This is a genomic window from Chitinophaga rhizosphaerae, from assembly GCF_003958645.1.
Lineage (GTDB): Bacteria > Bacteroidota > Bacteroidia > Chitinophagales > Chitinophagaceae > Chitinophaga > Chitinophaga rhizosphaerae.
In genome coordinates this window covers 493,254-507,139 of the sequence record NZ_RXLO01000002.1, presented here as the reverse complement: position 1 = coordinate 507,139, position 13,886 = coordinate 493,254, and the positions used below count along the sequence as shown (strand labels likewise).

Here is a 13,886-nt window from a genome sequence, read left to right as displayed (position 1 = left end):
GACAAACACAAACCAACAAATTCAATAATAAGCAATATAATGAAGAAAATACTACCGCATATCATTATGGATGGCGAAAGTAAAATGTCAATCAATTCTACCTTTCACGTCGTTCCGTTTTGATTGACACTTGCTTGATTGACGTCAAAGTATCTTAATATAAAATGTCGGACATGAGCACTTAAAACATATGTTTATTAATAATATTACGATTGAGTTTCTAGTCTGAAGTTTATTGTAATCTATTTGAATCTATATTTATTGACTGATGCTCCAGCATGAAATGAATTTTTGTTACCCCCAAAACTTCTTTTGCCGAAATTCAATGCTTTTAATAAGCCATAATGTATTTCATACTTTACTCCAGTTTTAACCTTGGGGGATAGATTGGCATAGTTGCGCTCTCTAAAGCACCATCTGATAAAAGTATTTCTTCCTTGGCCTTCAATGTAGCAAATTACATTCAAATCAAAAAGGAACTGTAAAAATGTATCTGCAGTATCAAAAAATTTAGGTTTATTGATATTCGTCTTTTCGAAATATTCCATCATCTCACAATAAGCCCTTGTAAAATCCATATAACCAAATGTACTTTTCCCTTTCAAAAAGTCAAAAAATTTCCTAAATGATTCATAGTCAGTTTCTGAGAAATAGAACGCTAGATAATCTTTAATTTCTCCAAGTAAGTAATCCGAATATCGTGTTTGAAACTCTCCATTATCAAAATCATGATGAGAGAACGTACTTGGGTCATTCTTTTGGTTCCTAACATGTATATCCTTAAGAAAGTCAAGCATTGTGACTATATCTCTTGGACGATAGAGAGAATATCTTAGAAATTGTATAAAGGACGACTCTCGCTTGTTAGCAATAAACGGTTGATAAGGAAAATAGTGATTCCAACAATCGCCAACCTTACTATTTTCGTCCTGTTGGGCTAAAAGCAGTCTATCTGCGAGTATAAAAAGTTTTGAATTTCTATATTCGGAGTAATTAGTTCTCCAATCAAGTAGAATAGAGTTGTCCTTAATCTTATTGTTTTGATTTTGCAAGCCAAGATTAGCAAAAATATCTGGGCGAATTAGAAGAACTACTTTTAATCGTCCTTCCCCTTTAATAGATGGAAAAAATTCATTGTTAACTGACCACGTAGCCTGTGCGAGTCCTTTAATACACTCTATGTAATACTCGTACGAAACTGAATCAGGTCTAACATCTATCCCATCTATGAAAAAAGTATAATTTGAATTTAAAGTTAAGCTGGCAATTGCTTTTTCGAAATGATTCTGAATATATAGTAGATTAGTTTGAAATTTTGAATGTGTAAAACTTCCTTCTTTTAGATTTTCACCCAACAATTTGAAATACTTATGCAGCACTTCGGCAGAGAATTTTGTCTTTTCCACAAAGTTTAATGCATGTACAATTTCTGGAGAAAAAGCGTTAAGATAGTATTCGTCGATTGCGTTCTGTATCGCATTGAATTTGTCAGAAGACTTAAAAAAGCCTTTAGCACTTTCTTGTTCCTTTATTCTATGAGATATTATTAAGTACAGTAAAACTTTCCAAACGTTTGTATATTCAGATAACTGCAAATGGTTATCTTTTTTTAACTTAATAAACTTTTCATAATCAGTTTCACTTACATTATTTATAAAGCCGACCGTATTAAATGAAACATTATTAGTTACAGTATTGCGGCGCGGACAACAAAAAAGTGCTGCTGAATACGGAAATCGCCATCCCTCCCAAATTCTGGAACCGTAAATTCCTCCGGGTAATGCCTGATCTCCCTGCCCGGTATGGTGGGGCTGCTGACCTGGGCGCACGGCTGGCCTCCCTGCTGCGGATGGTGGAGGACATTATTTCTTATGCGGTGAAAGAGAAGATTCCGAATGTAGGCGCATTCCTGAAACAGACCTTCCGCCCGGACTTTGATCCTTCCGGTCTGTTTGAAGCGGCGGAGTTGGCAGCGACAACCAACCCGGGTATCAACCTCGATATTTATTTCCAGATCGAGCATTACATCCAATGCAAGACCGGGAAGGTGTCTCCGGCCACGATCAACGTATTCAAGACCATGAAAGAGCATGTACTGGCCTACGAGACTTACCGCGAATCCCCGATCAGCTTTGATAGCTTTGACTATTCCTTTTACGAGGGGTTTGTAGACTTCCTGACATACGAATACATCCAGCCCCGCCGGAAAATCCCTACAAAGGGATTGCGGCTGGCTTCCATCGGTAAAACCGTGAAACACCTCCGCCTGTTCCTCCGCGACCGGATGCGCCGGAAGATTATCCCTCCCATTGACCTATCGGATTTCAAGATACTGGACGAGAACGCAGACGCTATTTATCTCACCTCGGTGGAGATCATGCACATTTACGGGCTGGACTTGACCGACCGGCCAGACCTGGCCCCCTGCCGGGATTTGTTCGTTTTGGGGTGCCTAACGGGGCTACGGTTCTCGGATTTCACCTCCCTGAAGGGTAGCGACATTCGGAAAGGGATGTTACATAAAAAGCAGGAGAAGTCGGATCATTGGGTGGTGGTGCCTCTGCGGAAACAGGCGGAAGAGATTTTTCTGGAACGGTTCCGGGAGGGCGTTCCCGTCTTCAGTAATGTGATGTTTAACCGGCTGATAAAGGAGGTGGCGAAGTTGGCGGGGATCGTGGAGCCGGTACGGTTCACCCACAAGAAAGGGAATAGGGATATAGCGACTGTTCGCCCGAAATGGGGCTGGGTGACTTCCCATACCTGCCGCCGGTCTTTCTGCACGAATGAGTTTTTGGCGGGTACACCGGTTGAATTGATTATGCGGATTAGCGGGCATAAGAGCCTACGGGATTTCTACAGGTATATTCGGATCACTCCTGAAGAAGCGGGGCGTAAGATTAGGGAGATTTGGCAGCAACGAGGAGAAATCCTATTGGCAGGATCTGTTCAATAATAGTTGAGGGGGCAAGACTGCCCCCTCCATGGAAAAGTATATATACGATGTAAAGAAAATCGCTACAGCATAAAGTGGTCGATCCGCTTTAATACGGACAATACTTCCTTCAATCCGTGGGCGTTGCATAGAAGCGAAAATGGAGGGATGTCTCCCAGCGATTGATTGCACTCCTTCATCCAACCGTTAAACGTTCTCCTTTGGCCGAATAGATCATATCCGAACGCATAGATATTGGCCAACTGTAGAATCGTATTACTGGCCTCCACCGGGAAAATCCTTGCGTCCCTCCATTCCCGGAAGCCATCGCCGGTAATATTCAGGACAAAGCACAAATCAGTAATATCCATTTCAGTTACAATCAGGAAATCTTCTACCATATTGATGGTAAGGCCGGATTGAATGATTTCCGCCGCTCTCTCGAAGGTTAAAGGATGCAATAGCTTGATTTGCCCGAACGTTTGCAGGGCGTGTAGTTCCAGTGTTTCAGGTTGGTTCTGTTCTATGATAAATGGGTTTATGGTTGGTTTTTGAATTGACGGAACGGGTAAGGTGAACGGGAAAAGGCTTCCGCGCGGGAATTTGTGGAGGATTTTGCGCGAGGTTGGAAAGATGCTCTTTCAGGATTTGGTTAATCTTTGCCCTATCAGTACGGGAGATCAGCTCCGGATGTTTCATGTAGAAATCGAGGGTATCTTCCTCCCATCCGCATTCAATGCAAATCCGGGTTTGAAATATGTCACCGATCAGGTTGAGGACGGCAACGACTTTAGGAAGATTGTAACGGAACTTCGCTTGCTTCGCCATAGTGGTTGTTTTATACGGTGAAGGCGGCAGGCGGGGGAGGAAATAAAAAAAGCGTGAGCCTCTACTTGCCGCCCCAGGGTCTGGAATACCGGATGACGTAAGCGAGCACCCACGCCGTAGCGTGAGCACCACCCTTGTCTCTAGTATCCTTAGTTTTCCAGACCCTGGACTAGAATCAAAAGCGATTGCCTCAATTACTTGAAAGCAACAAAATTAATGATTTCCCGCCCGCTTGTATAAGGTGGACGGCTATTAATTCTTAATGCAATATAGGTGAAATAATTCACTGTACCCATGCTTGGGTACATTATTTTTTGGGAAGTGTCGGAATTTCCGGGAATTATGCCCACTTCCGATGATAAATTCCTGATTGAGTTTGGCGCGCGCCTGCAGAAACTGCGGACGGCAAAGAAACTTAGCACCCGCGAGTTCGCCTATAAGGCGGAGATTTCCCATAGCTCAGTGGGGAGGCTGGAAGCCGGTGAAACCAATCCGACGCTGACCACCCTCGTAAAGCTGGCGGAAGCGCTGGAGATTGACATGAACACGCTCACCGGCAAAAAATAGGCGAGTCGCGCCCTTTGGGCAAGGGCCGATCTAACACCGATGACCTGAACCAACGCCGACTGGCCCTTGCCCAAAGGGCGCAAGCCCGCGGCAGGCGAACAAATTTCGAAACAAAAGCCATTTTTGAGCCCAACCGTGATACCTATTATATTTGCAATGCATTACACTTATAAATTTCCATTAATAAAATGTTCAATGGACTCAACTCTGTAACCTTTAGCAACTTCCCAATTGAAGAAAGGAAGGTGAATTTCTTTGTCGATTTTTATCAGTACTGCAATCACTTTGCTGGAAAAATTAATAATCATGATCTAGACACACCAACCAGCATTTGTGCAAAACTCATTTTTCAACTTGAAAACAACAAGGATAAAAGAGGAGTAAAGTTTGTTAAAAATCATTTGAAACGTTTAGCTGTATATAGTAACATATATGCCAGTTCATTCGCGGAATTTCAGCCCTTAATGCACATTTGGGAACGTTGGATTCAAGCAGACGGAAATTATACCTTCTTACGTGATAACCTGAGCGAATTCACTAGCTTATCTAAAGCACTGCACACACAATTAGAAGCGAACCTAATCAGTCATACTGTAGAGCGCATTAAAGAGCATCTTTTAACAAATGAATCTCTTGAAACCCTTAAAGAAGGCCTTTCTTTCTTTACTAAGATATTAGTAGCAGAAACAATAATTGGACGCCGTAGTAGAAATGAAGCCCGGGAATTATTCTCAGAAATTATGACAAATGACTACCGGAAGTTTCCTTATCCTGCACACATAAATACTTCGGAGGAAAAAAGGCGATTCTTTAATGCGAAGAATATTGTAGTAATTTTAGACGCAATTAAAAACTTTGCTCATGCGCCAGTACTTGAACAATATATTTACTTTAGAATTCCAGGGCTGGAATTAGCCGACAATTCCGCTTACGAACATAACAATACCAAAATATACCCCAAAAGTCATCCTGATGTTAAAGGGATGTTAGAATGGTTATCTACCTTAACAGACCCAGACATAAAGAACTTTTTCGAAGGGAAAATAATTTCAATAGGTGAAGTAAAAGTCAAAAGTGCGACCGTAAAAGGTGCATACAAGTTGGCAAAAAATAATATTCTCAATACAACAAGATATATTGGCGCCGTGCTTGATAAAAGTATTCACGTAGATATTGAGAGCTATTTACATACCGAAAACAAGGTAAATTTTGGGTGGAATATTAGGTTTATCAATGGCAAGGCTGTAATTCATGAAAACGAGCGCTTGCAATTAGAAGATAACGCTTTTGATCGATTTAAAGATGACACTTGCCATTCCGGATGGGAATTCGTTAAACATGAACAATATTATATTCAGGCACAAATTGACCAAAACATATCTAATTTGTGGGCGTATTTAGAGTTCGTGCTTTCTAATCCATCTACATCATTGGTTCCAGCAGAAGTTGCCGCGGCCATATTGGTTCTTGACGAAACTGAATTTCAATTTTGGTCGAATTTGCATTATCTCCGCAATACTATTGATTCGATGAATACTAACTGCAAGAGAATTGGATTGGATATTGATCAACAGCAGGCAATGTTGAATGATCTGGATAAATTTAAGGAGTATGGACCACTGACCCAAAGTGACCTATTTCAATATGGATTTTCCAAAATGATGAATCAATCGAACCTCGCGTCGTCGGAGAGTAGAAGGGAGCAATATCGCTTTTATATAGAGATAATGAACGAGACCTACGAACAACGTAACCTTATCCAGCATCAAGGAATTAGCTGTGAGGCAGCAGTAACTAAATTAAATAGTATTTTGCCTTTTATTTTTGCTAGAATTCGACATGTACTATTTGAGTATGCAAAGCGATACCCAACTAAAAATCGAACGGAACTTATTGAACAGATCAAGGTAGATACAGCGAATTGGAGGGAGGTTTGATCACTTAATTACTCAGATATCTTTAATACTACAGGCCCAATCCACGGCTCCTCTTCACCCTCCGGACCACATCTACCCGCTCCCCACCAAATCGCTTCTGGAAGCCTGCAAATGAGAAATTCCGGTGGATATCGCTTCCCTTGAAAGCATACTTACCCTTCCGGAAGCTAATTCCGGCCGCTTCTCCTTTTCCGTTCCGCTTATACATGATATCGATCCGGCAATGGGCGAGGACATTTTCAAGATGTGCGAAACTCTTGCATAGTACCAGCGCGGTGGCTATGGTGGAGAAGATTTCCTCCTTTACGGCTTCCTCACTTCCACGCGCCGGAGGCGTTAGCTTCGGCGTGCGCCCTTGGGCTATTTTCAGTCCGTGTTCCAAAGTAAGTGCCTGGGCTACCTTTTTCCCCCGAAGCCCTAGCCAGCTATCCGAAATCGCTATTCCCTTCATGTTTACCAGATTGGCTATTATATGCAGGTGCTGATGGGCCTTGTCGGAGTGCTTAACGATGGTAAACTGGGTGTCAGTAATTTTAAGGCGGTCAAGGTATTGGCAAGCGATTAATGTCATTCGGGATTCTGTAACCCTATCCGATGGGTGAAAACTCAATATCCCATGAAAGACGGCGCGGTGCTTATTGGGTAGCCTCCGGCGGTTGTCTTCAAAGTCAGCAGCCATATCCTTGGGGTTGGCTTCTCTAACGCCATTGACGTGGAGGATCTTCACATGGTCTTCCTTCCTGCATACGTATCGGCAGCATCCCGCAAAGGATTTGCCGGTAATTACTTTACTTATCACTACTTAACTTTTTAAGGATAGAGGCTAACTCCTGATAGGTATGATAGAAGCCCCTACAGACGTCAATATAGCCGGTAGCGTTGCAGACCTTTGCCATCTGGTTAATGTTGTTCGCCATACCAATGAGGGCTTGCCGGTACTGACGGCCGTCCTCATCCAGCCGCGCGATCACCTTGCCCCGGAGGATAATTCCCCGCATGAAGGGCATTAGTTTTATCCCGGCCTTGGCCGCCTGCTCCTTTAGCTGGGCCAGTTCTTCCGTGTTCAACCTGATGCCGACCTGGTGCTGGCGTTTCTTTGGGCTGGGAGGTCGCCCACCTTTCTTTGCACACATAAGCCAAAAATTCAATGATTGCCCGCTGGCGGGCAACCTTTTGCGACCAGCGGGAGCAAAAGCGAGCGAGTTTTTGCGAAGCAAAAACACCGCTCGCTAATACAAAATCAAATGACGGGGGACGACTGGCCGGGCGAACCGTCCGGGTAGAGCAATTGCTGGATATCGTTCCAGAGGAAGTAAGCCCGCGACCGAACTTTATAACGTTTCAGCTTGCCGCACTTAATCCAGTCGTAGATCGTGGGGCGGGTGACTTGAAAAAGCTGGCAAACCTCGGCAATCTTTAGCAGGGGTTTGTAGTTGAGGCCGGGTGTAACAAACGTGGAACTACCAGCCGCCGGTTGCACTTCCAATCGGCCGACTTCCTCCCGCACCAGTAAACGCAGCTTCTGCCAGAATACCTCCGGCTCCAAAGGAAACAGCATTGGAGTGGTGGGCAGTTCATTCTTCGCACTTTCCATAGTTTACAGATTTAGGCTGTAAATATGGGGTTGGGGAGGCCCGGAATCGGGTTAAGTATACTTGTATTTAGTTAAAACGGCGGGATTGACAGTTATTCGGGCCGATTATATCGGATTTCCAGCTCTTTTAACATTTGCACACCCTTTGGAAACTGCATTTCCTCAAAAATAGCGTACACTTCCTCGAAACTCTTCGTAATCTCGGTTTGCTTTCTTTGCTCAATCTTTGCCCGCTTTTCCTTCTTGAATAGTAAATCGAGTTCGTTCTTTAGGCCCTTCTGGCTTACACCGAAGATTTTAAGCAGCAGGCTTGCAGATTTATCACTTGGGGTAAGAAAGTTAATTTCAGCACATTTATCCAAAATGTAGTAAAGCAATACAAGCCCCCGCGTGGAAAGTTGCTCTTGTTTGCACTTTTCGGCCCAAATTCGCTGATTCCCTTCGAACTCGGATATTACAGTTTCCAGTTTCGGGAGAAAATCACCGGTAAAAGCTGGACGATATAAAAGAACATATAAGGGTAAGTAAAGTAAAATACCTACGACTAGTACCAGCAAGAGATAAGATATATTAAAGGTGGCCAGTACGCCCAGGAATACTATTCCGCAAATGGCCACCAAAGCTGCATAATGGCACAAGGCCCAAAACCAAAAGTCGTTGATTAATTTCCGTCGCGTCGCAGCTATCGGCCAGCTATCAAAATGCTCCTGATGCTTTTCATGGGTTCGACGGAAGTGAAGGGTCAAGTATTGAAAATTAAAAGGCTGTTCAAATAAGATGAATGATTTCAATCTATGAAAAGGAAACAATTGCATATCTTAATTTGATTTCTATCAAATTACTAAAAAAACAATTAATCGCCTTTACCCAAAGCCCTTAAATCGCGTTTCTATTGTATTTTCAATAGAAAATTGAAACTAATACTTGCATTTATTTATAATGCACGCTGATCAGTATTCTATCCGCCAAAATTACAAAGTCACCTCCACTTCTTCAGTCTGCTCAGCATAGTCATATTCAGTTTTAAACAATTCAATTTCTTTACTAGAAATGACTACATCTATGTTATTGATTACATCTTCATCTATAATTTCAGTAGCTTCAATAACAGTTCTTAAGTTATTCTCTATCCAGTCAGAATTCCAAATCTGCAACCTAGGATTATTTATTTTTTCGCAAAGTTTTTCAGAGTATACTTTTTCTCTATCAAGTTTAATAGTAACCCTTTGAAGCCAAATTTTAATATGCCCTGTATTGGGTATCTTTTCGAATCTATTGTGAATTAGAATTAGTATTTCATTCTTTTTATGGTCGGGAACGAGCGACAAGAGTTTGCTTAGAACCGCAGAAGCAATTGGATAAACTCTTGGGTTTTTATACATTATGTCTACCAAAATGCTAACTAAAACAATTATGCTTTGATGAGTTTCAGTTACATCTTTAATTCTGTTATAGAATTTGCCTAATGCTTTCGATAAACTGCCCGAATTTGGATGTTCTTCCGAAAGCTTATGAATAATCAATAAATGTTCTTGAATACCTTTCGCACCCTTCTTTGATGAAATCCAGTATAATTTATCCGATTTTATTGAGTTCTTTATGACGTTATTTGATACGATTGTTTTCTGTGCGTTCAAACGCATTCCAAGCTCAATCAAAATCTCCGTCAGTAACTTGGTAATATGTTCAGCAGTTTGTGGATTGTTCGAAAAAATTCGATAATCATCTCGATACCTTATTATTTCATAATCTTGAATGTTTGCTTGTTGAATTTTGGTAGACAGTTCTAGATCGGCAAAACCAAGAACCATTTCAGCGATAAAATCCATCAATACGCTCCCTTGTGGAATTCCATTGGTCTGCCCATAGGACATACTCTGTAAGTGTCTATCGATAATATTGCCGACCAACCCTTTGTCTTTTCTACGGTCCTTGGCGGTTGCTTTTGTATGTATTGCCCATGGAACAGAATGAGTATACATTGATCCATAACAATCAGAAATATCAGTATGCAAAACATATTCAAACTTCAATGCCAGCTCCAACGATTGCTGTTCAATTGCTTGCCACCACTGACTAATTGTAGTTGCTTTATCTGATTGTTGATTATCTGAACGTAATGGAATGCTATAACATCTGATTTGAGGATTTGCCTGAAATTGATTGAATCGAGCTACAATTAGATTCCAGTTTGCCTGTTCAGTAATTTTATTAACTAATGAAACATACAGGGCTGGATGAATCAATTGAAAAGGGCGCCATGCAAATTTCCCATCTTTGTTATTAAGAAACTTATAATTTACTCCTTCAAAATTTGCTGGAAAATGAGGCTTAATTTCTCCATCTTCATCAACATAAGTAGAGTGAAAAGTTTTAAGTTCCCGGCCTCGCATATGTGTTGAAACAGCCTGCAATAGGTTTCCAAATTCAAAATAAGTAGGAAGATCAAAGTTGATATAGCTTTCTCTCTTTAGAAAATATTGCCTTGCTTCTGTATAATTGAGGTCTAAAACTTTAGTCATGGGTATAAGTTCAATTTTGTCGGATAACCGGTTTTAAATGCGCTTAACACTCAAATATACATAAGTAATTCCATTATGTGTTATCGCGTAAATTTCTTGCTATGCTCAAAATAATTAAGGCTATTAACTAAGCATACTCATGAACTAAATTCCCAATTTCGAATAGTCGTTTAATCAAGATTTTTTTGATTAAGCTGCGATTGAGGGCGATCATGTTTTTTTTACGAGAAAACTGAATCGCCCATCTTTTTAAGTCACTTTTCGTAACTTAAAGTATGTTAACCTCCGTAAAGATCATTGAAAACAAAAGGGAACTCGACCAAATACTCGACTAAAAACAGAAAACCCGCGCCTAGCGCGGGTCTCTTCTAAATCGTGCGGACCGGACGGGACTCGAACCCGCGACCTCCGCCGTGACAGGGCGGCATTCTAACCGACTGAACTACCGATCCATTCCGTTAACCGGGTTGCAAATATAGCGACAAGTCCCGTAATTTTACAAATCATTTTTTACGATGTCGCAAAACGAGCATTCTCCCACAGCCCAGGCACCCCGCCTCACCCGACTGGCCCCCACGCCCAGCGGTTTCCTGCATGTGGGCAACCTGCTGTCGTTTGCCGCCACCATCGCACTTGCAGACCGCTTCCAGGCCAAGGTCCTCCTCCGTATCGACGACCTCGACCGCGACCGCCTCCGCCCCGCGTACCTCCAGGACATATTCGATACCCTTCATCATATGCACATCCCCTGGCACCAGGGCCCCCGCGATCCGGACGATTTCACCGGCAATTGGTCGCAATCCCTGCGGATGGCGCGCTACGCCGAATTCCTGGATAACCTTCGCGCTGAAGGCCACCTCTTCGCCTGCGATTGCTCGCGTACGCAACTGGTAGACGGAAACTATCCCGGTACCTGCCGCCATAAAAATATACCGCTCGATCAACCTGGCGTGGCCTGGCGGATCTTCACCGACCCGGACGCGATCATTCCCATGCAATCCATCGGGATGAAGCCCCCGCCCATGCGCTTACCGCCTTCCATGTACGACTTCGTGGTACGCAAGAAAAACGGAGAGCCCGCCTACCAGCTGGCTTCCGTGGCAGACGATCTTCAATTCGGGGTAAACCTGGTAGTGAGGGGCGAAGATCTTTTGCCTTCGACCCTCGGTCAACTCTATCTCGCGTCCCTGTTGCCGCCCAACCCGTTCGCGCAGACCGTTTTCTGGCATCACCCCCTGCTGGAAAGCCCCTCGGGCCACAAACTCTCCAAATCCGTAGGAGATACCTCCATCCGGTTCATGCGCGAACAGGGAATGTCGCCGGCGGACATCTGTGCCGCAGCGGCCCGCATGATCGACCCCGGCGCGCGGCCGAAGGATGTCATGGAACTGGGAAATTGGCTCCTGCAGCGGGAAGGAGCGGATATGTGAATTACTTAACCGGTTCCCGCAATATCGTTTTCAATTTCTCCGGAGCGGTTTTCCGGAAGTCGGAAAGGTAGATCTCGTGATGTAGCCCGTTGTGGGAAAGGTTTTGGGCGACCATGTACTCATGCATCACCTGCAGGGACTCACCTTCGCGGCTAAACGGCCCTTTATGCAGCATCTGCAGCGATTTTCCTTCATGCATGGAAAACAACCGTACGTCTTTCGCCTTTTCCACCCCTTTTTTCGACGCCGCGGCAATGCCGGCGGCTACGTCTTCTTCCGTTACGAAATCGGGAAGCCGGATGAGCAACCGGTACGACCATTCACTCCGCGGAACCCTGGCCGGCGCGTCGGCCATCGTAAGGCCGGGATAGGCGTCCATGTCGAACCACCACTGGCCTTCGAGCTTGGCTACGGTAAAGTCGTTTTCGCGCGCTTTGCAGCGGAATTTAATGGCATAGGCCACAGGGTAGAGGGTGGCGATGTTGGCCGCGAACGCTTCTCCGGAAGGGTCGCCGGAACCGGTCAGGGAAAGGTAGTGCGCCGGGCCGATGTCTACGATTTCCGGCTTGGATGCGGCGCTGTAATAGGTTTTGTACTTTTTTGCGAGGTCCAGTTTTTCCATTGGGTCTAATTTTGATGCAAATAAATAATGAGGCGTGACAGCCTTATGTCAGTAGCAATGGTTGTTTATTTTTGTTAACTTTCGAATCAACTAAAATAGCATCCTATGAGTAAATTTGTCATCACCAAAAGATCGAACGGAGAATTTCAGTTCAATCTGAAAGCCGGTAACGGCGAAGTTATCCTCACCAGCGAAGGATATTCTTCCAAAGCAGCCTGTCAGAACGGGATCGATTCCGTTCGCAACAATGCCCGGCAAGACGAGCGTTTCGAGCGGAAATCGAACGCCGGCGGGAAATTCTACTTCAACCTGAAAGCTGCCAACGGCCAGATCATCGGCACCAGCCAGCAATATTCCTCGGAAACGACCCGCGACGGCGGGATCGATTCGGTGAAGAAAAATGCACCTGAAGGAGAGGTGGATGATCAGTCGGCGGCGTAACCGGGCTTCGCATATTATTACAGCAAAAAGGCCTGCAGTGTTGAGTTGCAGGCCTTTTGAATTTATTTCCCTTCCAGCTTTTCCAGCCGTTTTTTCATATCGGCATTCTCTTTTTTCATTTCGATAAGATAAAGCGTCAGTTCCTCCACCTTCTGCAAAAGCCGGGCATTCATATCTCCGAGATCGTGCCCGTCCTTTTTCACTTCCGCCTCGCTGGGAATGCCGGGCAAGTGCTTGTTGGCGCGGACGAACGCGGCTACCGAATCCAACGGCTGTAAAGCATAGTCATCCGCAAACACGAAATCTGGCCAGCCTGTAGCCTGGACTTTCACCTTCCGCGCGGCGATCGTGCCTTCCACAGCTAGTTTGGCGGTGCCTGTCGCCATAGTATGGGTGCCAATGGTGGCGCTGCCTGGAATGATGAGCGTATTGGCCTTGAACCCTCCGGGTGTCTGGATATAGTTGGCCATGAAAGGCTCAACTAAAGTTACTTCCTCGTCTTTGACCAATGTTAAAGTTGCATTGGTAGTATAGCCGGTGAAGGTGAAATAGTACAAGGAATAATTATTGGTTATTTCGAGCGCCATATATTTGACGCTGTTATAAGTAACAATAACGATTGTCGTAGGTTCGTTGTAACAAAGCAGGGTCCCGATGTTGCCGTTGTAGGCGCTGGAAGTATTGACCTCCATCGTCCATTTGCGATTGTAGGACCCCGCGCTTCCTCTTACAGCACTGATCTTCCCTGACACCTGGTAATCCTGGATAAGCGTGCCAACATAAATGGGATGCAGTAGAATATAATTGGTGCCCTGGGAGTCTTCCGAATTGTTGGCGATGAATTTGTTAACGACATACGTCCGCCCTGTAGATACAATCTGCAACGGCGCCTGAGGCGAAGTAGTGCCGATGCCGGCGTTGCCTGTTGCGGGAAAAGTGTTGCTTTGGGCGGAAAGGGAAACGGGGATTGAAACGGCCACAGCCAGGGTTAAGAGAAATTGTCTCATAGGTAT

General features: G+C 44.2%; 15 protein-coding genes and 1 tRNA gene. 5 read left to right on the top strand and 11 right to left on the bottom strand.

From position 1 onward, the window contains the following. Nucleotides 1–242 precede the first annotated feature (242 nt). Entirely contained in the window at nt 243–1,829 is a 1,587-nt protein-coding gene (locus EJ361_RS05750; RefSeq protein ID WP_164714101.1) for a P-loop ATPase, Sll1717 family, read from the bottom strand. On the opposite strand from EJ361_RS05750, the gene EJ361_RS05745 reads away from it, so the two are divergent. Beyond that, nucleotides 1,781–2,953: a site-specific integrase gene (locus tag EJ361_RS05745; protein WP_164714100.1), complete on the top strand. Its 1,173-nt coding sequence runs from the start codon at nt 1,781–1,783 to the stop codon at nt 2,951–2,953. The two genes, EJ361_RS05750 and EJ361_RS05745, sit on opposite strands and share 49 nt — an antisense overlap. A 62-nt stretch (nt 2,954–3,015) precedes the next feature. Here the strand turns inward: EJ361_RS05745 and EJ361_RS05740 are convergent, their stop codons facing one another. Both EJ361_RS05740 and EJ361_RS05735 read right to left on the bottom strand, forming a co-directional pair. Then, nucleotides 3,016–3,393, bottom strand: a complete 378-nt coding sequence (locus EJ361_RS05740) for an antitoxin Xre/MbcA/ParS toxin-binding domain-containing protein (RefSeq protein WP_126244397.1) — start codon at nt 3,391–3,393, stop codon at nt 3,016–3,018. Between the two features lie 46 nt (nt 3,394–3,439). Continuing rightward, nucleotides 3,440–3,760, bottom strand: a complete 321-nt coding sequence (locus EJ361_RS05735) for a hypothetical protein (RefSeq protein ID WP_126244396.1) — start codon at nt 3,758–3,760, stop codon at nt 3,440–3,442. A gap of 342 nt (nt 3,761–4,102) precedes the next feature. On the opposite strand from EJ361_RS05735, the gene EJ361_RS05730 reads away from it, so the two are divergent. Both EJ361_RS05730 and EJ361_RS05725 read left to right on the top strand, forming a co-directional pair. Continuing rightward, complete coding sequence (locus EJ361_RS05730; RefSeq protein WP_164714099.1) at nt 4,103–4,327, top strand: helix-turn-helix domain-containing protein; 225 nt, start codon at nt 4,103–4,105, stop codon at nt 4,325–4,327. A 188-nt stretch (nt 4,328–4,515) separates the two neighbouring features. After that, entirely contained in the window at nt 4,516–6,264 is a 1,749-nt protein-coding gene (locus EJ361_RS05725; protein WP_126244394.1) for a hypothetical protein, read from the top strand. 28 nt (nt 6,265–6,292) lie between these two features. Here EJ361_RS05725 and EJ361_RS05720 read toward each other — a convergent pair whose 3' ends face one another. The 6 genes from EJ361_RS05720 to EJ361_RS05695 form a co-directional block, all read right to left on the bottom strand. Continuing rightward, nucleotides 6,293–7,063, bottom strand: coding sequence for a relaxase/mobilization nuclease domain-containing protein (locus tag EJ361_RS05720; RefSeq protein WP_126244393.1), 771 nt, complete (start codon nt 7,061–7,063; stop codon nt 6,293–6,295). Beyond that, complete coding sequence (locus tag EJ361_RS05715; protein WP_126244392.1) at nt 7,053–7,397, bottom strand: plasmid mobilization protein; 345 nt, start codon at nt 7,395–7,397, stop codon at nt 7,053–7,055. Before EJ361_RS05715 ends, EJ361_RS05720 begins: the two co-directional genes overlap by 11 nt. A gap of 107 nt (nt 7,398–7,504) precedes the next feature. Continuing rightward, entirely contained in the window at nt 7,505–7,858 is a 354-nt protein-coding gene (locus EJ361_RS05710) for a helix-turn-helix domain-containing protein (protein WP_126244391.1), read from the bottom strand. A gap of 92 nt (nt 7,859–7,950) precedes the next feature. Further along, complete coding sequence (locus EJ361_RS05705; protein ID WP_126244390.1) at nt 7,951–8,673, bottom strand: hypothetical protein; 723 nt, start codon at nt 8,671–8,673, stop codon at nt 7,951–7,953. A gap of 156 nt (nt 8,674–8,829) precedes the next feature. Further along, nucleotides 8,830–10,380: an RNA-directed DNA polymerase gene (locus EJ361_RS05700; protein WP_126244389.1), complete on the bottom strand. Its 1,551-nt coding sequence runs from the start codon at nt 10,378–10,380 to the stop codon at nt 8,830–8,832. Between the two features lie 378 nt (nt 10,381–10,758). After that, nucleotides 10,759–10,832, bottom strand: a tRNA-Asp gene (locus EJ361_RS05695). 63 nt (nt 10,833–10,895) lie between these two features. On the opposite strand from EJ361_RS05695, the gene EJ361_RS05690 reads away from it, so the two are divergent. Continuing rightward, entirely contained in the window at nt 10,896–11,810 is a 915-nt protein-coding gene (locus EJ361_RS05690; protein ID WP_126244388.1) for a glutamate--tRNA ligase family protein, read from the top strand. A gap of 1 nt (nt 11,811) precedes the next feature. Here the strand turns inward: EJ361_RS05690 and EJ361_RS05685 are convergent, their stop codons facing one another. Next, nucleotides 11,812–12,432 carry a GyrI-like domain-containing protein gene (locus EJ361_RS05685; RefSeq protein WP_126244387.1) on the bottom strand — a complete coding sequence of 207 codons (621 nt, stop codon included), beginning with the start codon at nt 12,430–12,432 and terminating at the stop codon, nt 11,812–11,814. Between the two features lie 105 nt (nt 12,433–12,537). Between EJ361_RS05685 and EJ361_RS05680 the strand changes: the two genes are divergently transcribed. Further along, the gene (locus EJ361_RS05680; RefSeq protein WP_126244386.1) at nt 12,538–12,873 is read left to right on the top strand and encodes a YegP family protein; all 336 of its coding nucleotides are present in this window, start codon (nt 12,538–12,540) and stop codon (nt 12,871–12,873) included. A 62-nt stretch (nt 12,874–12,935) separates the two neighbouring features. Here EJ361_RS05680 and EJ361_RS05675 read toward each other — a convergent pair whose 3' ends face one another. Next, a complete protein-coding gene (locus tag EJ361_RS05675; RefSeq protein ID WP_126244385.1) occupies nt 12,936–13,880 on the bottom strand; it encodes a hypothetical protein in 945 nt (314 codons plus the stop codon). Nucleotides 13,881–13,886 lie beyond the last annotated feature (6 nt).

Coding starts and splice junctions, on each gene's coding strand:
- EJ361_RS05745 (WP_164714100.1), top strand. CDS start 1,781: ATGCCTGATCTCCCTGCCCGGTATGGTGGGGCTGCTGACCTGGGCGCA.
- EJ361_RS05735 (WP_126244396.1), bottom strand. CDS start 3,760: ATGGCGAAGCAAGCGAAGTTCCGTTACAATCTTCCTAAAGTCGTTGCC.
- EJ361_RS05730 (WP_164714099.1), top strand. CDS start 4,103: ATGCCCACTTCCGATGATAAATTCCTGATTGAGTTTGGCGCGCGCCTG.
- EJ361_RS05725 (WP_126244394.1), top strand. CDS start 4,516: ATGTTCAATGGACTCAACTCTGTAACCTTTAGCAACTTCCCAATTGAA.
- EJ361_RS05715 (WP_126244392.1), bottom strand. CDS start 7,397: ATGTGTGCAAAGAAAGGTGGGCGACCTCCCAGCCCAAAGAAACGCCAG.
- EJ361_RS05710 (WP_126244391.1), bottom strand. CDS start 7,858: ATGGAAAGTGCGAAGAATGAACTGCCCACCACTCCAATGCTGTTTCCT.
- EJ361_RS05705 (WP_126244390.1), bottom strand. CDS start 8,673: ATGCAATTGTTTCCTTTTCATAGATTGAAATCATTCATCTTATTTGAA.
- EJ361_RS05700 (WP_126244389.1), bottom strand. CDS start 10,380: ATGACTAAAGTTTTAGACCTCAATTATACAGAAGCAAGGCAATATTTT.
- EJ361_RS05690 (WP_126244388.1), top strand. CDS start 10,896: ATGTCGCAAAACGAGCATTCTCCCACAGCCCAGGCACCCCGCCTCACC.
- EJ361_RS05685 (WP_126244387.1), bottom strand. CDS start 12,432: ATGGAAAAACTGGACCTCGCAAAAAAGTACAAAACCTATTACAGCGCC.
- EJ361_RS05680 (WP_126244386.1), top strand. CDS start 12,538: ATGAGTAAATTTGTCATCACCAAAAGATCGAACGGAGAATTTCAGTTC.
- EJ361_RS05675 (WP_126244385.1), bottom strand. CDS start 13,880: ATGAGACAATTTCTCTTAACCCTGGCTGTGGCCGTTTCAATCCCCGTT.